This window comes from Hymenobacter sp. J193 (assembly GCF_024700075.1).
Lineage (GTDB): Bacteria > Bacteroidota > Bacteroidia > Cytophagales > Hymenobacteraceae > Hymenobacter.
This window is the reverse complement of sequence record NZ_JAJONE010000001.1, coordinates 3,278,514-3,296,154: the sequence shown is the minus strand read 5'-3', so window position 1 is coordinate 3,296,154 and position 17,641 is coordinate 3,278,514. Positions and strand designations below refer to the sequence as shown.

General features: G+C 61.8%; 19 protein-coding genes. 14 read left to right on the top strand and 5 right to left on the bottom strand.

The window, feature by feature from the left end:
- The first annotated feature begins 272 nt into the window (after positions 1 to 272).
- From LRS06_RS14520 to LRS06_RS14495, 6 genes are all read left to right on the top strand, one after another.
- Positions 273 to 1,718: a helix-turn-helix domain-containing protein gene (locus LRS06_RS14520; protein WP_257872131.1), complete on the top strand. Its 1,446-nt coding sequence runs from the start codon at positions 273 to 275 to the stop codon at positions 1,716 to 1,718.
- Positions 1,719 to 1,855: 137 nt separating this feature from the next.
- Positions 1,856 to 2,848 (top strand): endolytic transglycosylase MltG, encoded by a 993-nt coding sequence (gene mltG, locus LRS06_RS14515; RefSeq protein WP_257872130.1) that lies wholly within the window; start codon positions 1,856 to 1,858, stop codon positions 2,846 to 2,848.
- 98 nt (positions 2,849 to 2,946) lie between these two features.
- Positions 2,947 to 4,179 carry an OmpP1/FadL family transporter gene (locus LRS06_RS14510; protein WP_257872129.1) on the top strand — a complete coding sequence of 411 codons (1,233 nt, stop codon included), beginning with the start codon at positions 2,947 to 2,949 and terminating at the stop codon, positions 4,177 to 4,179.
- 51 nt (positions 4,180 to 4,230) lie between these two features.
- Positions 4,231 to 5,637 carry a hypothetical protein gene (locus LRS06_RS14505; RefSeq protein ID WP_257872128.1) on the top strand — a complete coding sequence of 469 codons (1,407 nt, stop codon included), beginning with the start codon at positions 4,231 to 4,233 and terminating at the stop codon, positions 5,635 to 5,637.
- Positions 5,638 to 5,716: 79 nt separating this feature from the next.
- A complete protein-coding gene (gene dtd, locus LRS06_RS14500) occupies positions 5,717 to 6,172 on the top strand; it encodes a D-aminoacyl-tRNA deacylase (RefSeq protein ID WP_257872127.1) in 456 nt (151 codons plus the stop codon).
- 94 nt (positions 6,173 to 6,266) lie between these two features.
- On the top strand, positions 6,267 to 6,608 hold the full coding sequence (locus LRS06_RS14495; protein ID WP_257872126.1) for a nucleotide pyrophosphohydrolase: 342 nt from the start codon (positions 6,267 to 6,269) through the stop codon (positions 6,606 to 6,608).
- Positions 6,609 to 6,656: 48 nt separating this feature from the next.
- Here the strand turns inward: LRS06_RS14495 and LRS06_RS14490 are convergent, their stop codons facing one another.
- Both LRS06_RS14490 and gcvT read right to left on the bottom strand, forming a co-directional pair.
- Positions 6,657 to 7,379 (bottom strand): 2-phosphosulfolactate phosphatase, encoded by a 723-nt coding sequence (locus LRS06_RS14490; RefSeq protein ID WP_257872125.1) that lies wholly within the window; start codon positions 7,377 to 7,379, stop codon positions 6,657 to 6,659.
- A gap of 137 nt (positions 7,380 to 7,516) precedes the next feature.
- The gene (gene gcvT, locus LRS06_RS14485) at positions 7,517 to 8,623 is read right to left on the bottom strand and encodes a glycine cleavage system aminomethyltransferase GcvT (protein WP_257872124.1); all 1,107 of its coding nucleotides are present in this window, start codon (positions 8,621 to 8,623) and stop codon (positions 7,517 to 7,519) included.
- Positions 8,624 to 8,784: 161 nt separating this feature from the next.
- Between gcvT and LRS06_RS14480 the strand changes: the two genes are divergently transcribed.
- Genes LRS06_RS14480 through LRS06_RS14470 form a run of 3 tightly spaced genes read left to right on the top strand, consistent with a single transcriptional unit; the run spans position 8,785 to position 11,247 of the window.
- Entirely contained in the window at positions 8,785 to 9,150 is a 366-nt protein-coding gene (locus tag LRS06_RS14480) for a CZB domain-containing protein (protein ID WP_257872123.1), read from the top strand.
- A gap of 47 nt (positions 9,151 to 9,197) precedes the next feature.
- The gene (locus LRS06_RS14475) at positions 9,198 to 10,742 is read left to right on the top strand and encodes an ATP-binding protein (RefSeq protein ID WP_257872122.1); all 1,545 of its coding nucleotides are present in this window, start codon (positions 9,198 to 9,200) and stop codon (positions 10,740 to 10,742) included.
- A 55-nt stretch (positions 10,743 to 10,797) separates the two neighbouring features.
- A complete protein-coding gene (locus LRS06_RS14470) occupies positions 10,798 to 11,247 on the top strand; it encodes a response regulator (protein WP_257872121.1) in 450 nt (149 codons plus the stop codon).
- A gap of 151 nt (positions 11,248 to 11,398) precedes the next feature.
- On the opposite strand, the gene LRS06_RS14465 is transcribed toward LRS06_RS14470, so the two are convergent.
- Entirely contained in the window at positions 11,399 to 11,974 is a 576-nt protein-coding gene (locus LRS06_RS14465; protein WP_257873417.1) for a ribonuclease HII, read from the bottom strand.
- 385 nt (positions 11,975 to 12,359) lie between these two features.
- Positions 12,360 to 12,599, bottom strand: coding sequence for a hypothetical protein (locus tag LRS06_RS14460; RefSeq protein ID WP_257872120.1), 240 nt, complete (start codon positions 12,597 to 12,599; stop codon positions 12,360 to 12,362).
- A 176-nt stretch (positions 12,600 to 12,775) separates the two neighbouring features.
- On the opposite strand from LRS06_RS14460, the gene LRS06_RS14455 reads away from it, so the two are divergent.
- The 4 genes from LRS06_RS14455 (at position 12,776) to LRS06_RS14440 (ending at position 16,764) form a co-directional block, all read left to right on the top strand.
- On the top strand, positions 12,776 to 13,357 hold the full coding sequence (locus LRS06_RS14455; protein ID WP_257872119.1) for an NUDIX hydrolase: 582 nt from the start codon (positions 12,776 to 12,778) through the stop codon (positions 13,355 to 13,357).
- Positions 13,358 to 13,452: 95 nt separating this feature from the next.
- Positions 13,453 to 14,271 carry a 1-acyl-sn-glycerol-3-phosphate acyltransferase gene (locus LRS06_RS14450; RefSeq protein ID WP_257872118.1) on the top strand — a complete coding sequence of 273 codons (819 nt, stop codon included), beginning with the start codon at positions 13,453 to 13,455 and terminating at the stop codon, positions 14,269 to 14,271.
- A gap of 41 nt (positions 14,272 to 14,312) precedes the next feature.
- The gene (gene gatC, locus LRS06_RS14445; RefSeq protein WP_196953661.1) at positions 14,313 to 14,600 is read left to right on the top strand and encodes an Asp-tRNA(Asn)/Glu-tRNA(Gln) amidotransferase subunit GatC; all 288 of its coding nucleotides are present in this window, start codon (positions 14,313 to 14,315) and stop codon (positions 14,598 to 14,600) included.
- 1 nt (position 14,601) lies between these two features.
- Complete coding sequence (locus LRS06_RS14440) at positions 14,602 to 16,764, top strand: hypothetical protein (RefSeq protein ID WP_257872117.1); 2,163 nt, start codon at positions 14,602 to 14,604, stop codon at positions 16,762 to 16,764.
- On the opposite strand, the gene LRS06_RS14435 is transcribed toward LRS06_RS14440, so the two are convergent.
- Positions 16,757 to 16,921 carry a hypothetical protein gene (locus LRS06_RS14435; protein WP_257872116.1) on the bottom strand — a complete coding sequence of 55 codons (165 nt, stop codon included), beginning with the start codon at positions 16,919 to 16,921 and terminating at the stop codon, positions 16,757 to 16,759. The two genes, LRS06_RS14440 and LRS06_RS14435, sit on opposite strands and share 8 nt — an antisense overlap.
- Here LRS06_RS14435 and LRS06_RS14430 point away from each other — a divergent pair.
- Positions 16,913 to 17,632, top strand: coding sequence for a M48 family metallopeptidase (locus tag LRS06_RS14430; protein WP_257872115.1), 720 nt, complete (start codon positions 16,913 to 16,915; stop codon positions 17,630 to 17,632). The two genes, LRS06_RS14435 and LRS06_RS14430, sit on opposite strands and share 9 nt — an antisense overlap.
- Positions 17,633 to 17,641: the final 9 nt, after the last annotated feature.

Here is a 17,641-nt window from a genome sequence, read left to right as displayed (position 1 = left end):
GCTTCAGGCGAAACTGCGCCGGCTACAAAATCCGTGCAATCCGAAAATCCGCGCCAATCCGTGGGATGATTGAACACCTCTGTTGGAAAGTTTATTAGCGAATTTTCGCTATAAAAAGTAAAATCGCAAACAAATCATATTTTTGCAAAAGGATTTGCGGGCCTAGTCCCAAAAAATTCACTTTTCTTGCAGTGTCGCTGCGTTGAGGCAGCTGCCTCTCTTTTCCCCTTGCTATGCTCAGTCACGGACAAGTTGTTCGCTTAATTTTCGGTTTGAAGCTGCGTGAGCTGCGTCAGGAGCGCGGCTTTACGCCCGCCGAGCTGGCCCGCGCCTGCGACGTTTCGGTTTCTTACCTCAACGAAATCGAGAAGGGCAAAAAATATCCTAAAGCCGATAAAATCCTGAGCATGAGCAAAGTACTGGGCGTCTCCTACGACCAGTTGACCTCGCTCACGCTCAGCCGCCGCCTGGAGCCGATTTCGCAGCTGCTGCAGTCGGATGTGCTCAAGGAGTTTCCACTGGAGATGTTCGGGCTGGAGCCCATCCGCATCGTGGAGCTTATTGCCGACGCGCCGGCCAAGATGAATGCCTTCATCAGCACGCTCTTCGAAATAGCCCGCAACTACGAGCTGCGGCAGGAAAATTTCTTTCTGGCTGCGCTGCGCTCCTACCAGGAAATGCACGACAACTACTTCGAGGAGCTGGAGCAGGATGTGCACACCTTCTGCGTGGAGCGCGGGCTCACTACCTCCCCACCCTTCGATACGGTCCAGCTAGAGAAGGTGCTCATGGAAGAGTACGGCTACGCCGTGGACCGCGTCACCCTCGGCGACTACGACTCGCTGGGGCGGCTGCGCTCCGTGTATCAGCCCAAGCTAAAGCGCCTGCTGCTGCGGCCCGGCCTCACGCGCGCCCAGGAATCCTTTGTGCTGGCCCGGGAAATAGCCTTCAACTACCTGGGCATGAAGGAGCGGCCCTACGTGAATGCCAACTTTCCGGTACGCTCTTTCGATGAGGTGCTCAACAACTTCAAGGCTTCCTACTTTGCCGGTGCCCTGCTGATGGAGGAAGACAACCTCGTGCGCGACCTGCAGCAGTTCTTTGGGGCCACGCACTGGGACCCCAACAGCCTGCTGGATCTGCTCACGAAGTATGGGGTGTCGCCGGAAATGTTCATGCAGCGCCTCACCAACCTGCTGCCCCGTCATTTCGGGCTGCAGAGCCTGTTCTTTCTGCGCTTCGACCAGGCCAAGGCCAACGCCGGCTACCTGCTGACCAAGGAGCTCCACCTCTCGCGCCTGCACAACCCGCACGGCAACGAGCTGCACGAGCACTACTGCCGCCGCTGGATTTCGCTGCGCCTGATTCACGAAAGCCGCCAGCAGGCACTGCGGCAGGCCCCGGCCTTCAGCATCGGGGCCCAACGCTCCCTGTACCCCAACGGCGACGAGTACCTGTGCTTGTCGTTGGCGCGGGCGGGCAGCGTGGTGGAGCCGGCCGTGAGCGTGACGGTGGGCTTGCTCTGCGATGATACGCTGCGCCACAAAGTGCGCTTTGTAGATGACCCCGCCATTCCGCAGAAGCGCGTAAACGAAACCTGTGAGCGGTGCCAGATTCCGGACTGCGAAGTGCGCTCGGCCCCGCCGGTGGAAATTGAGCGGCGTGCCCGGCACCAGGAACTCCGCGACGCCATATCCAACCTGGTAAACGCCGGCTAACCCGCCCGCGCTGTCCGCTTAGCCCAGCCAGCTGCCTATCTTTGGCCTATGGTTGGGCTAATTGCTTTTTCGTGGGTAGAAACGTTGCAAGCCGCGCACGGCTGATAAGCTGGATAAGTTTAGGGCTGCTGAGTCTGTTGCTGCTGGCAGGAAGCTACGCGGCCTGGGCGGTGCTGTGGCAACCCAACGTGGCGGCCTCGCCGGAAGGCCCCGCTTACCTGTACATCCGCACGGGCAGCTCATTTCAGGCAGTGCTCGACACGCTGCGGCGCCAGGAGCTGCTGCGCGACCCGCGCACCTTTGCGTGGCTGGCCCGCTGGCAGGGCTACGACGCGTACGTGCGGCCGGGCCGCTACCTGCTGGCCCCCGAGCTGGGCAATCAGGCGTTGCTGGCCATGCTGACGGAAGGCCGGCAGGATACGGTGGTTTTCGAACTCAATGCTTTCAAGTACAAGCCCCAGCTGGCGCGGCAGCTAACCCGGCACTTGGAAGTTGACTCCGGCAGCATCCGAGGGCTTCTGAACCAGAACGACTACCTGCAGCGGCGCTACAAGCTGGACACAACGACCGTCCTTACGCTGTTTCTGCCCGGCACCTACCGCCTGCTCTGGAATACGCCCGCGCCGGGGCTGCTGGACTCGGCGGCGGCTCTGCACGGCCGGTTCTGGACGCGTCGCCGCCGCCAGCAGGCCGATTCTTTGCGCCTCTCGCCTACCGAGGTACACGTGCTGGCCAGCATTGTGCAGCGCGAAACGGCCAAAAAGGAAGACAAACCCGTTATTGCCGGCGTGTACCTCAACCGCCTGCGCCGGGGTATGCGCCTGCAGGCCGACCCCACGCTGCTGTGGGCCATTGGCAACTTTGGCGTGAAACGCGTGCTGAACAAAGACAAGCTCGTGGACTCGCCTTACAATACCTACAAGCACAAAGGCCTGCCGCCCGGCCCCATCACCTCCGCCAACCGCCAGAGCCTGGACGCCGTGCTGCAGCCCGCCGCGCACCAGTACCTGTTCTTTTGCGCCCGACCCGATGGCAGCGGCTTTTCGGATTTCGCCGAGACCTTTGCCGAACACAAGCGCAACGCCCGCCGCTACCAGCACTACCTCGACAGCCTGCGCATTATGCGCTAGCTGCGTACCGGGCAGAAAGTCAACAGTTGTAAGCTTTTCCGGGAGAATGACACAGCACAATCTCTTACCTTTGTGCTATTGTCCGCAAACCCGTCTGCATGAGGCTTCCTTACATTTCCGCTTTCTTTTGCTTGCTTGCTCCGGCCGCTGTGGCCGGGGGCTTTGAAACCGGGCCGCAGGGAGCCCGCATCCTGGGCCTGGGCGGCGCGGCTACGGCCCTGGCCTACCACCCGGCGGCAGCCTACTACAACCCCGGCGCCCTGGGCATGCGCGACTCGCTTACGCGCATCAGCGTGGGCGGCATGGCCCTGGCTCGGCGCACTTCGTTTCTTTCCACCGACACCCAGCGCAAAACTTACCAGGATCTGACGCCTGTGGCCTCGGGTTACCTGTTTGCGTCGCACTACTTCGGTAAGGGCATCACGGGCGGCCTGAGCGTGACTACGCCGTTCGGCTACACCACCAAATGGCCGACCAACTGGGAAGGCCGCAGCGTGGTGCAGGAGTCGAGCCTGTACACCGTGCAGGTGCAGCCGACGGTGGCAGTGGCTATCAGTGAAAACTTCAGCGTGGGCGCGGGTGCCATGCTCACCCACGGCAGCGTGCGGCAGCTGCGCGCCCTGGGCCAGTACGATGCCTTCGACGCCGATGCCGAGTACGAGGGCAGCGCCAACGGCGCGGGTTTCAACGTGGGCCTGTACGGGCGCTCTTCCGAGGATTTGTCGTTCGGCATCAGCTACCGCTCGGGTGTGCGGCTGAAAGTGACGGATGGCACGGCCACATTCCGCAACGTGCCCGCCGCCGATGCCAGCCGCTTCACCAACAGCCAGAGCGTGGAAACGGATATCTACCTGCCCGGCACGCTGTCGGTGGGCCTGGCCAACCAGATTACGCCCAAGCTCAATATCCTCTTCGATTTCACGCTTACCAACTGGACCAAGACGGACTCGGCCACGTTCCGCTTTGCCAACAACCAGGCCGCCCGGGCTTCGCAGCCGCGCCGCTACGAGGATGCTATGGCCTTCAAAATCGGGGGCGAGTACCAGCTGGATCCTAAAACCGCGTTGCGCCTGGGCGTGCTCTACGACGAAAGCCCGGTGCGCGACGAGTACGTGGCGCCCGACCTACCCGACGGTAATAAGCTGGCCGCGTCGCTGGGCGTTTCCTTCGTCATGGCCGATAAGCTGAATCTGGACCTGGCTTACCAGTTTGGGGCATTGTCCAACCGTCAGGCCCGCGCCAACCAGTCGCAGGATCAGGTTTCCAACATTGCCGGCACGTACCGCACCTTCGTGCACACGGCGGCAGTAGGGCTGTCCTATTCATTCTAACTCACCCGGTTACTGGCTCCTGCCTGGCAGGCAGCTTCAAATTTTCTGTCTGTGAAGCTATTTTCTTTTCGTTTTTCGCGCTTGTGGCTGCTGCCCGCCCTTGGCCTAAGCGCCTGCGTGCCCGACCAGACCGAGCCCACGCCCAGCGCGGCCCAGCTGAACCTGACGCGCTACGTAGCCGTGGGCGACTCGTATTCGGCCGGCTTCAGTAATGGTGGCATCACGACCCAGAGCCAGCTGTACTCCTACCCTAATCTGCTGGCCGTTCAGTTTTCATTGGCGCAGCCCGGTATTGCCTTCGCGCAGCCCCTCGTAACGGGCGAAGCGGGCACAGGGTACCTGAAGCTGAAGGGAATAGGAGCCAATGGCCTGCCCGTTACGGAGCGGGTACCGGCGGCCCGCACCAGCATTCGGGCCAAGTACACGTCTCAGAACAGCTGCGGCACTACTGATACGACGTATGTATACAGCCGCGCTTCGGGCATTGAGCTGCCCAACAATCTGTCCGTTCCCGGTTTCCGCCTCAGCCAGCTAACCACTCCCGGGCTGGGCCTGGAAGCCAATGCGGCGGCTGGCTCGGCCTTCAACAGCTACTTTGAGCGCCTGTTGCCAGCCAACGACTCACGCTCTTATATCCAGGCCGTCAGTGAAAGCAAGCCCACCTTCTTCACCGCTATGGTGGGCCTGGAAGATCTGCTACCGTATGCCCTGAAAGGTGGCGAGTGTGTTCAGCGGCCTACCAGCACAACCAACAACCTGATTCTGAGCAACCTCACCGTATTGCTGGATGCCCTCACGGCCAACAACCGGCCCGGGGCTATTGCTACCCTGCCGGAACTGGGCGCGCTGCCTTATTTTCAGGTGGGAGCAGGCCAACGGGTGCTGGACGCTGTCCGGGCTTCATCGGGCAATGCACAGGCCGTGCTGTATATCATTTCCTCGCTTACCAACGAAGCCCGCCCTATCGTCAATGATGATATTGTGCTGCCTTCTGCGCTGGCAGCTATTGGGCAGGAAGTAACATTCACCAATGCAGATGGCAGCGTGGAAACACTCCGCTACGGACTAGACCTACGAGTGCCCCTGGCCCGCGCTGAGGTGCTCGACGCAACGGAGGCCGGCCGCGTAACGTCGTTTATCAAGCAGTTCAACGCCACGCTGAAGACGCTAACTGACCCGCTGCAGGGAAAGTATAGAATTGCGCTGGTGGATATAAACCAGCTGTTCCTGAGTGTCAGCGGCACGGGAGCCGTGCAGGGTGGCGTCAACATCAACGGCGTTGAGTACTCCGGCGACCCTGCCCGGGGCAACTTCTTTTCGCTGGATCTGTACTCGCTCACTCCCCGCGGCAATGGTCTGGTGGCCAACGAGTTTCTGCGGCAGATAAACAGCTACTACCGCGCGAACCTGCCGCTGCTGGACGTGAACCAGCTGCCTACTACGTCGCTGCCACGGTAACACCTACCTGTTTTTTACAAACCAAAAAGGCCATTCCGCTACCGGATGGCCTTTTTCCTGTCCGTTTTTTCCTTTCCTGATGCGAGCAGTTATTCAACGGGTGCGCCACGCCCGCGTGACGGTGGCGGGCCGCGTGACCGGCCAGATCGGCCCGGGCCTGCTGGTGCTGGCCGGCTTTGCCCCCGACGATACCCCACAGACGCTCGACTGGATTGCGCGCAAGCTGGTGCAGCTGCGCATCTTTTCGGACGAGGAGGGCAAAATGAACCGCTCGGTGCAGGACGTGGGTGGGCAGGTGCTGGTAGTAAGTCAGTTTACGCTGCTGGCCGATGCGCGCAAAGGCAACCGCCCCAGCTACACGGGCGCCGCGCCGCCGGCCGTGGCCGTTCCGCTGTACCAGGAGTTTGTGCGCCAGCTTCAGCTGCTGCTAAGCCAGCCGGTACCCACGGGCGAGTTTGGCGCCGACATGCAGGTCGAGCTGCTCAACGATGGTCCGGTCACGATTGTGCTGGATTCGCCGGAAATGAGAGGGTGAAAAGTGAGTTTTACGTTCAGGTGGCACTATTTGCGCAGTTTTGCGGCGGCCGAACGTCAACTCACCATTTCACAAACTCACCTTTTCAGCGCATATGACCATTGAAGAAGCCCAGCAGACCGTTGACCAGTGGATTCAGACCACCGGCGTGCGGTATTTCAACGAGCTGACCAACATGGCCATGCTCACGGAGGAGGTGGGCGAAGTGGCCCGCATTATTGCCCGCCAGTACGGCGAGCAGTCCTTTAAGCCCTCGGACCGCGACAAAGTGCTGGCCGATGAGCTGGCCGACGTGCTGTTCGTGGTGATTTGCCTGGCTAACCAGACCGGCATCAACCTCACCGAAGCCCTCCAGCGCAACCTGGAAAAGAAAACCCAGCGCGACGCTACCCGCCATAAGGACAATGAGAAATTGAGTAGGAAGAGCGAAGAATGAATTGTCAGTGCTTCGGCTCCGTCTCGCAATGACAACTCATCATTGCTCTTACCTCGCCACCAGCCGGTCTTCCTGCCAGATAGGTAGGATGCCCGCGTACTCGTCTATGCGCAGGCAGAACTCGAAGTCCTTGTTGGCTTCGAGGGAGTTGAGGCGCCGCACGTGCGAGGACTGCAGCAGATAGGCGTGCAGATCGGGCTGGGCCTGCTGCCACAGGTGCAGAGCGGCCAAAGTAGCATCGGAGCCGGCCACGTCGAAGCCACGCGGGGCCAGCCGAGAAGCCAGGGCGCCACCAAATACCGTATCCTCCAGGCAAAACTGACCTTTCCAGCCGGCGCACACCACCAGCACGTCCTTTTGTTGGGTTTCAGCAAAGGCGGCTACGGCTTCCAGGTTCAGAAACGCGCCCACCACCACGGCGTCGGCGGCCAGGGAGCGGCGCAGCGCCTGCGTACCGTTGGTGGTGCTGATGGCCAGTGCCCGCCCCCGCACCGACAGTTCCCCATCAAGGTAGCCGAAAGGCGAGTTGCCCAGATCGAAGCCGGCGGCGGGGCGGCCGTCCCGCTCCCCGGCCGTAAGGCAGTCGTGCTGCCGGCCCAGCGCCTGACACTCGGCCAGCTCGGCCACCGGAAACACGTGCGTAACCCCGCTGGCCAGCGCCGTAACGATGCTGGAGGTGGCCCGCAGAATATCCACCACCACGGCCACACGCCGCTCAAGCTTATACAGCGGCAACAATTCAGGCGAAAAACAGATGTCGACGGATGGCATAGATAGGATGCTTAAAAACAGAAAACCAGTTCGTCATTCCGAGCGAAGCCGAGGAATCTTGCGTGCTGACAGTGGATTACTCCTCTACCATCAGCACGCAAGATTCCTCGGCTTCGCTCGGAATGACGTTCGGTAGGTTACTCCTCGGTGCCGGGCACGAAGGGCAGCTTGGTGACGGTGGCAGGCAGGTTTTTGCCACGCACCTGCACGAAGATTTTGCTGCCAGGCGCGCTCAACGCAGTTTGCACGTAGCCCAGGCCAATGCCTTTGCTCAAACTCGGCGACTGGGTGCCGCTGGTTACCTCCCCTATTTTCTCGCCGGCTTCATTCACTAGGTCATAATGTGCCCGCGGGATGCCGGGCCCGTCCATCAGGAAGCCCACCAGCTTGCGCTGCACGCCCTGCTCTTTCTGCTGCCTGAGAGCGGCCGAGTTGGTAAATTCCTTGGTGAACTTGGTAATCCAGCCCAGGCCGCCTTCCAGCGGCGAGGTGGTGTCGTTGATGTCGTTGCCGTAGAGGCAGAAGCCCATTTCCAGGCGCAGCGTGTCGCGGGCACCCAGGCCGATGGGTTTGAGGCCGTAGGGCTGGCCGGCTTCCAGAACCTTGCTCCAGATGTCGGCAGCCGCTTCATTGGGAATGTACAGCTCGAAGCCGCCCGCGCCGGTGTAGCCCGTGGCCGAGATGATGACGCCCTCGTGCCCGGCAAACGTGCCCTGCACAAAGGAGTAGTACGGAATTCGTTGAAGGTCTACGTCGGTGAGGGGCTGGAGCGCGGCGGCGGCTTTGGGCCCCTGCACGGCGAAGAGGCTGAGCTGGTCCGAAACGTTTTCCATATCGGCCCCGAACTCCTGGTTGTACTGCTGAATCCAGTTCCAGTCCTTGTCGATGTTGGAGGCATTGACCACCAGCATGTAGTCCTCGTCGGCCATTTTGTACACCAGCAAATCGTCTATGATGCCGCCCTGCTCGTTGGGCAGGCAGCTGTACTGGGCTTTGCCGTCCTGCAGCTTGCTGGCGTCGTTGCTGGTTACGCGCTGGATGAGGGGCAGCGCCTGCGGGCCCCGCACCCGGAACTCGCCCATGTGCGACACGTCGAAAATACCCACGGCCCGGCGCACGGTGTGGTGCTCGTCGAGGTCGGAGGAATAGCGCACGGGCATATTGTAGCCGGCGAAGGGCACCATTTTGGCGCCCAGCTGCTGGTGCACGTCGTTGAGAACAACGGTTTTGAGGTCTTCGGCCATGAGCAAGCGGGTGGTTGAGGTGAATAAGGTGGAAGCGGCGGCGGGCATTAGCGCGCTACGGCGCAGCGAAATTAGCCAAAACCCCCGGCCCGCCATGCCTTCGGGGCAGAACGCTACCTTTGCTAAGGTCGAGCTGCTGTAGGCTGTCCGCTACTTTATTTATGCTCGACGAACTAAAACAGGAATTTGAAGGCGCCCTTATCAAGCATATGGTCTTCAAATCCAAGCTACGTTCCTTTCTACACGGCTCGGGCACGCAGGAAGGCCCCATCCGCGACCCGGAGGTGTGCAGCTTCGGGCAATGGATTCGGGAGAAGGCCCTGCCCGCCTACGGCCGCCTGCCCGAAACCCAGGAGCTGGACCGCCTGCACCGGCTTATTCATCAGCAAGCCAATCAGCTTATGGATCAGCACCTGCGGGGCCAGCGCGAAGAAGCGCTGGCGGGTTTTCCGGCCGTGCAGCGCCTTGCCGATCATATTACCCTCCTGCTGCAAACTATGGAGCAAAAGCTGCGTAACGGCGCCTAGCTCCGTGCCTGACCCCGCGGGCGGGCCATTATCTGGTTTTCAACTGCATGAAGGCAACCCTCGCAACCAAAGTATTTGCCGGCTTTCTGGCCATTTTCCTGCTGTTTACGGCCGTAGTCGCCGTTAACTACCAGCTCTCCCGCAAGGTGCTGCGCAACCTGGAGCGCGTTACCCGCTCTCAGCGCGTCACCTCCGATGCCACCTCGCTGCTGCGCAATATCATCGACATGGAATCGGGGTTCCGGGGCTATCTGCTGATCGGCAACGAAGCCTTGCTGGTGCCCTACTACCAGGGCGAGCGGGAGCTGCTCTCGGGCTTTGCCCACCTCAAAAACACTCTGAACCCGCAGGGCCGGCAGTACGCCCGCCTGCAGCGCATGCACCGCTTGTACCAGCAGTGGTCGGGGTACTCGCACCTGCTCATTACCGAGAAGCGGGAAGCCAGCCGGCGCCTGCCCAACCAAACCGGCCTCGATGGCATGGAGCATCGGGCTTTGATGGAAAGCCTCTCGGGCAAGGAGCTGACCGATGAAATCCGCACGATGTTCCGCAACTTCGACCGGGCCGAGCTGGCCGACCGCGACGAGCTGCGCGCCAAGCTGGCCGACAGCATCCAGGAAACGCGGGTGCTGTCCATCGTCATCACCCTGCTGGCCGTGGTACTGGGTTTGCTGTGGGCCTACTACGTGACGCGCCTGTTTGCCCGTCGCATCAGCACCATGGTGTCGCTGGCCACGCGCCTGGCCGGCGGCGACTACAAAACCCGCATCGACGACACGGCCCACGACGAGCTGAGCGAGCTGGCCACCTCGCTGAACGTGATGTCGAACACCATCGATACCACCGTGACGCAACTGGAAAACCGCAACCAAGAGCTCGACCAGTTTGCCTACGTGGTGTCGCACGACCTGAAGGCGCCGCTACGGGGCATTGAAAGTGCTTCGCGCTGGATCGAGGAAGACATGGGCCAGCAGCTGCCCGACCACATCCGGGAGTTTCTGCAGCTGATGCGTACCCGCGTGCATCGCATGGAAAACCTTATTACCGGCATTCTGGACCTGGCCCGCGTGGGCCGGATGCGCCATGTGAACGAGCGGGTGAACGTGCGCGAGCTGCTCACCGAAACCATGGATATGCTCAGCCTGCCCGCAGGCTTCCGCATTGAGCTGCCTTCCTACCTGCCTACGCTGTTTACCTCCCGGGTAGAGCTGCAGCAGGTGTTCAGTAACCTGCTCAGCAACGCCGTGAAATACCACCACCAGCCTGAAAAGGGCTGGGTACGTATCGGCTGCACCGAGCACCGCGCCCACTACACCTTCACCATTGCCGACAACGGCCCCGGCATTGCGCCGGAATACCACGAGCGGATTTTCGTGATTTTCCAGACCCTGACGGAGCGCGACACGCTGGAAAGCACCGGCGTGGGGCTGGCTATTGTGAAGAAGATTATCGAGCGGCAGGGCGGCACTATTCTCGTCGAATCGGCGGAGGGCAAGGGGGCCCGCTTTATTTTCACCTGGCCCAAAGTCAAAGAGTTGCGCCTCGACGACCCGGGGGCCAGCACTCCCGCCGTGGCCGAAACCGCACGCTAGCCGTATAGACCGTATTCCCTCCTCACTTTAACGCGCTGCTTTAGCCGTTTTCCGTATGTCTGACTCTGCCTCTGAACCCAGTATCCTGCTCGTTGAAGACGACCAGATGGATATCATGAATGTGCAGCGCGAGCTACGCAAGCACAATATTGAAGTGCCCCTGCACGTGGCCCGCAACGGCCGCGAAGCCCTGCAGCTGCTGCGCGGCGAAAACGGCCAGGAGCCCATTGCTAAGCCCAGTGTGGTAATGCTCGACATCAATATGCCCCGCATGAATGGCCTGGAGCTGCTGGAAGCCCTGCGCTCCGATGCCGATTTTGTGGGCCTGAATGTGTTTATCATGACCACCTCCGACCTGGAAACCGACCGGCTGAAAGCCCGCGACCTGGCCGTGAGCGGCTACATTATCAAGCCCCTCAACTTCGACAAGTTCGGGGAAGGCGGCTCCACTGTCGACGGGTTCAGCCTGTTCCTGGATTTGCTTCAGCTAAAGGAGAAGAACTAAGTTACCGAGGGCTAAAAGCCCGTCATTCTGAGCGCAGCCGAGGAACCTTGTGCACTGGCGTTGAATTACTTTTCAACTATCAGCACGCAAGATTCCTCGGCTGCGCTCAGAATGACGGAATACTATCCCACCATTAACCGGCAACTGATTATTACAGCAGCCGGAAACCCAGGCGGTGGTGCTCGGTGGGGCCATGCTCCCGGATAGCGGCGCGGTGTTGCGCGGTGGGGTAGCCGGCATTCTGTTCCCAGTGATACTGCGGGTAGGCGGCAGCCAGTTCGTGCATTCGGTCGTCGCGGAAGGTTTTGGCCAGCACGGAAGCGGCCGCAATACTCTGGAAACGGGCGTCGCCGCCGATGTGGCAGGTGTGCGGCAGGGTGGCGTGCGGCCGGAAGCGGTTGCCATCCACAATCAGGTGCGTTGGCCGTACGCCCAGCGCATCCACGGCGCGGTGCATAGCCAGGTAGCTGGCCTGGGCAATGTTGAAGCTGGCAATTTCTTCCAGGGAAGCTTCGGCCACGGCCCAGGCTACGGCCTCCCGGCAAATCTGCTCCCGGGCTCGGTCGCGGCGGCGGGCCGTCATTTGCTTGGAGTCGTTCAGGTAGTCGCACGCAAAATCGAGGGGCAACACCACGGCGGCGGCAAACACGGGCCCGGCCAGGCAGCCCCGCCCGGCTTCGTCGAGGCCCGCTTCCAGGGGCTGGCCGGAAAAAGAAGAAAGCAGCATCACGCCCGTAAAAGTACGCGCAAAGTGGCTAGCCTGGGGCGTCATGCCTACTACTCTGGTTGCGGGTGGCTCGCAACTCTAGTTATAAGCTGCCCTTGACTAGGGTTGCAGGCGGCTCGCAACCAGGTTGTGAGCCGCCTGCAACCTGGTTGCGGACCATCTACAACCCAGTTGTGAACGGCTTGCGAGGAAACCCGCTGTTTTCAGGATGGTTCGTGGGTGATAGCGCCACTTGTACAGCTTGCCCCTGCAACCAGCGCGGGAGCCGCTACCCCGTTTGCATTGCTACCTGAAACCCACCAAAAAGGCCTCCCCGGCAGCTAGTGCGCCCGGAGAGGCCTTTTTGGGCCGTAATGCGGCCGGATTCAGGAAATGCGTGGCTTGCCTAGTGGCGGCCGGCGGTGCTGCCAGTTTCTTCGGGGCCTGACTCGCCGCGGCGGTGGCCCTGCTTGTCGCGGGGACCTTCGTCGAGGGCTTCATCCTCGTCGGTGCTCACGTATTCGTTGGTGACCGGGCCCAGGCCGCCGGTTTTCTGCGCCAGCTCACTTTCGGCCTGCGCGTGTTTCAGGTTGAAGAGCGGGTCGCCGGCTTCCGGGGCGGCCGATTTGTTTGGTTGATTAGCCATAAACTACGCAAAAGCGGCCGGGATGTGAACGGCCGGTCTGGTAGGATACGGCCCGGCTGGCGGCTGGGTTGAGCAGCTCCTGATCCGGCCGGATAAGCTATACTTGCAGCGGCTACCGACGCCGTCTAGTGCGGTGGCCAGGTTGCCCCAGCTCTTTCTCCTTCCGTTTTCCGGCTATGTCTGCTTACCCCGCTCCCGACGAAACCCACAACCCCTGGCAGGTGCGGGGTTCCGAAATCAAGTATCAGAACCCCTGGATTCGGGTGCGCGAGGACCAGGTCATCAACCCGGCCGGCAACCCCGGCATCTACGGGGTGGTTTCCATGAAGAACAAGGCGCTGGGTATCGTGCCTGTGGATGCGGAAGGCAACACCTGGCTGGTGGGCCAGTACCGCTACCCCCTGAGTGAGTACTCCTGGGAAATTCCGATGGGCGGCGGCCCCGTGGAGCTGGACATCCTGGAATCGGCCCAGCGGGAGCTGCGGGAAGAAACCGGACTGCTGGCCGCGCGCTGGACCAACATTGCCCGCCTGCACACCTCCAACTCCGTGACGGATGAGGAAGGCTTCGTGTTTCTGGCCGAAGACCTGACGCCCGGCCCCACCGAGCACGAGGAAACCGAGCAGCTGCACCTCTGGAAGCTGCCGCTGACTGAAGCCGTGGACATGGCCATGACCAACCGCATCACCGACGCCATCAGCGTGGCGGGCCTGCTGAAGGCAGAGCGCTACCTGCAGCAGCGTGCCGCACAGCTGTAATGTAATTAGTTCTAATAGCCGGGGTATCTTCCGCTATTCTCAATCCGGGCAGCTCGTTATTCCGCATTCCCCTGCCACCTGTTACCTTTGCTGCTATGCGTCACGCGCTTCGCTATATCGCACACCGCCTGTACACCAGCTGGAGCACGTTCTGGTTTGTGCTGCCTTTTGCCGTCACGTATCCAGCCCAGCTGCTGCTAAGCAAAAAGCCCCAACGGCACCGCTACCTGCACGGCATCAACCGCCGCTGGTCTATTTTCTCCATCCGCATGTGGGGCGTGCCGGTGCGCATCCTGGGCCGGCAGCCGCGCCCCTCCGATCCGCCCTGCGTGTACGTGGCCAACCATAGCTCCTACGTCGATATCCTGCTGCTCTTCAAGGCTATTCCGGGCTTCCTGAACATCATCGGCAAAAGCGCCCTGGCCGAGGTGCCGGTGTGGGGGCCTATCTTCGGGCGCACCTACATCACCGTAAACCGCAACAGCGCCGTGAGCCGCGGGCGCTCTATGGTGCTGGCCCGCCAGAGCCTGGAGAAGGGCCGCTCGGTGGTTATTTTCCCGGAGGGCACTATTTCCAACAAGCCCGGCGAGGAGATGATGCCGTTCAAGGATGGGGCTTTCCAGCTGGCTATTGCGGCCGGGGTGCCCATCGTGCCCATCACCATGCCGCTCAACCACCGCTTCATGCCCGATGTGGAAGGCACGCTGCGGGTGCGCTACTCGCCTTTGCAGATTACCTTTCACGCACCCATTCCCACCCAGGGACTTACGCAGGCCGATGCGCCGCGGCTTCGGCAGCAAGCCTACGAGGCCATTGCCAGCGGCTTTCTGCCCGAGGCAGCCGGTATTCCGGCGCCGTCGTTCTGGCCCTGGTCCAAGCCAGTAGCGCAGCCGGCCGAGCAGCCGGTGGCGTAGGGCCATTTTCCTTTGCTTTTCATCCTATTCGTTTTTCTGTTTTGAGTACTGATCTGACCACCCTCCGCCAGCTGGCGCACCTGGCCCGCCTGGAGTTCGACCCGGCCAAAGAGCAGCAAATGCTCGGCGACCTGAATAAAATCCTGGATTGGGTAGACCAGCTGCGTCAGCTCGACACCACCGACGTGGAGCCGCTCGTGCACCTCTCGCACGAAATCAACGTGCTGCGCCCCGATGAGGCCCGCAACACCGTGAGCCACGCCGAGGGGCTGAGCAACGCTCCGCGCAAGGACTCTGACTATTTCCGCGTACCGAAAGTACTGGAGTAGCTTGCTTCCTCCCCTGCTTCCCGCAGCCAACCAGCGCCGCCGGCCCCTGACGCTGGTTTTGCTGGGGCTGCTAGCTCTACTCGTGGTGCTGGCGGCCGGCTGGCAATATGTGGTCGGTCCCGAGGCCACCCAGCCCCTGCAGACGACCGCCCAGCTGACGCCGGTTCCGTTGGAGCTGGCGCAGGTGGCCGTGGGCACCGCCCACCTGCCGGTGCAGGTGAATGGCTACGTCGTTACGGAAAACTTTACGGTAGCTGGGCCCGTCATCCGGCCGGCGGCCGCGCTGGGGCTGGTGCTCGTGCTAGGTGTTTGTTTAGCGTACGCCCTGGCCTTCCTGAGCACACTACCGCGCCTGAGTTTTGCTATAGCTATGTCGGCGGTGATTTTTCTACTGATGTCGCTCAACCTCGATGCGCTGGGTGTTTTCAATGATACCAAGCAGTACTTTCTGCTGCTGACGCTGGCTTTGCTGGTAGGCTTGGCCTTCGCCTTCCACGCGTTCTGGCCCCAGGTTTCGGTGGTTCGCCGGCTGTTGTGGTTTGTGTTGCTGATTGGCGGGCTGGGCACGGTCTTGTTCACGAAGGGCTCCGGTCCGGCCCAGGTAGCGGCTCTGCACCTGGCCAGCTACGCCACCCAGAGCGGCAGCGTAGCCGTGGGGCTGCTGGTGCTGTGGGTGGGCTTTGAGAATATCCGCCTGCTGCTGTGGCTGAACACCCAGGCCGAAAATCAGCAGAGCCGCTTCGGGCTGTGGCCGTTCGTGCTGGCCAGCGGGTTGTACCTGGCAGTGCTCCTGCTCTACTACTTTACCAATGGCGACGTGCAGCTGCTGCCCGGTCTGCGCCTTGACCCCTACCTGCTTTTGCTGCTGGCTACGGTAGTGGGGGCGCTGGGACTGGGCCGTCGGCAACCTACCCTGGCGGGCTGGGTGCCAGCTTCGGCGGCGCCCTATCTGTTTGGCGCGTTGGCCACCTATGCGGGCGCTACGCTGACCTATGCGTTTGCCGGGCAGAACGACCCACTGATGGAAGCCGGCCGCTACTTTACTGCTACCGCGTTTCTGGTGCTGGGGGCGGCGTTCCTGCTGTATGTACTGCTGAATTTCGCCCCCCTCATTCGCCAGAAGCTGCGGGTGTACCGGGTGGTATTTGAGCCCCGCCGGCTCCCGTTCTACGCAGTGTACGTGGTGGGCATCGGGGTTCTTATAGCCATTGTGCTGCGCAATAAGCTCGATTTGTACTACCAGACCCAGGCCGGCTACTACACCCAGCTGGGCGACCTCACGCGCTGGCAGAGCGAGCAGCAGCCGGACGACGAGGCGCTGGCGCTGCTGGCCGAGCGGTACTACGCCGAGAGTGACTGGATGGACCGCTTCAACCATAAAGCCAGCCTGGGCCGGGCGGAGTTGTACCGCGCCCGTACGCAGCGCCAGAACGAAATCAATGCGTTGCGCCGCGCTTTGAGTCGGGCTCCTTCGGAAAAGATTTCCCTGCGGCTGGCTTCCCTGTTTAACGACCCAACTGACTTTTTTGAGCGGCAACGCACGCTTTGGGCAGGCTTGCGCGCTACCCCCGGTAGCGCTGCCCTGGCCAGTGAGCTGGCCCAGCTCTACACCCGCTCCTCCCTCACCGACTCCGTCGCCTACTACCAGCAGCGTGCCCTGGACGCCGACCCCGGCAACGCGGCGCTACGCAGCAACCAGCTGGCTTTTCTGGTGCAGCAGGAACAATGGGCAGAAGCCCAGAAGTACGAGCAGGGCGCGGGAACGGGCTCCGATGCCCTGCAAAGCAACCAGCAGCTGGTAGCCCTGCACCAGCGCCTGCCGCAGCCTCAAGCCGCCGCCGTTCCCACCGATACCGTGCTTACTCCCGCGTCTTTTGCCCTGCTCTACCATGCGGCGCTGGGCCGGGTACGGCAGCAAGACACGACGTTGCTGCCTACCCTACGCTGGCTGCCGCAGTACCTGAGCAACGACCCGTACGCGGAGCAGCTCCTGTTTTTGCAGGCTCTGACCCAACAGTATGGGGGCCGACCGGCTTCGGCCCAAAATGCGCTGGCGCCGCTGGCCTCAGCTCAGAGCGCCAGCGCCGCGTATTACCAGCAGCTGCAGGGTTTGTGGCTGTTGGAACAAGGCGCTGCCCCCCACCGCCGTAGCGCGCCTAAGTGAAGCCCAGGGACCACAAGCTACGGCGGCCCTGCTGCCCCGCGCCTACGCGCTGGCGCTGGCCGGCCAGTTGGACTCGGCCCGGCGCACGGCGGCCCGAGCCATTGCCGAACCAGCCCAGGCCCAGGCCGCGCGGCGGCTGCTCGCAACCTTGCGACACACGACCGGCTCCGTACTACTGGCCCCGGATTCCAGCAAGGTCGATTATCTGGTGCTGCGCGGCGCGGCCTTATCGGCGGTAGAGCGGGCGGCTATTGCCAATGCCGTGCGGCAACCTGCATTGCGGCGGCTGGCAGCCCGGGCGCAGGCCTCTGCGGCTCTCACTCAGCAGCAACCCACCGAAGCTGCCACCCTCATTGCCACCTTCGCTCCACCTGTAGCTACCCGCACGGCTGAAGGCTCGGCCTGGAATGTGGTGCGTGGCCGCACGCTGGCTCAACAGCAGAACCTTACCGCACTTAGCCAACTTCTGACCCAGGCCCATTTCCAGGGGCTCGATAAAGGATATGCCACATATTTCCGGGCCCTCACGGCTGCTACGCCTGCCCAGGCCGATAAGCTCTATCAGCAGGTGGCGCGGGAGGCACCGTACGTGGAGGAAGCGTTGCTGGCGGCGGGACGGTTCTATCAGCAGCGGCGGCAGTTGCCGGTGGCGTACCAGGTGCTGCTGCGGGGCATAGAATATAATCCTGAATCCGTTCCTTTGCTGAAAGCTTACATTCTGGCGGCCGTAGCGGCCGGACTGCCCGACTACGCTACCGAACCCCTGCGCAAGCTGCGTACGTTGCTTTCACCCGCGGAATACGCTACCTTTCAAAGTCTGCCCGGTGTTACCCGCGCCTCCGCGCCCCTCACCTCATCCTGGAACTAACCTCCCCGA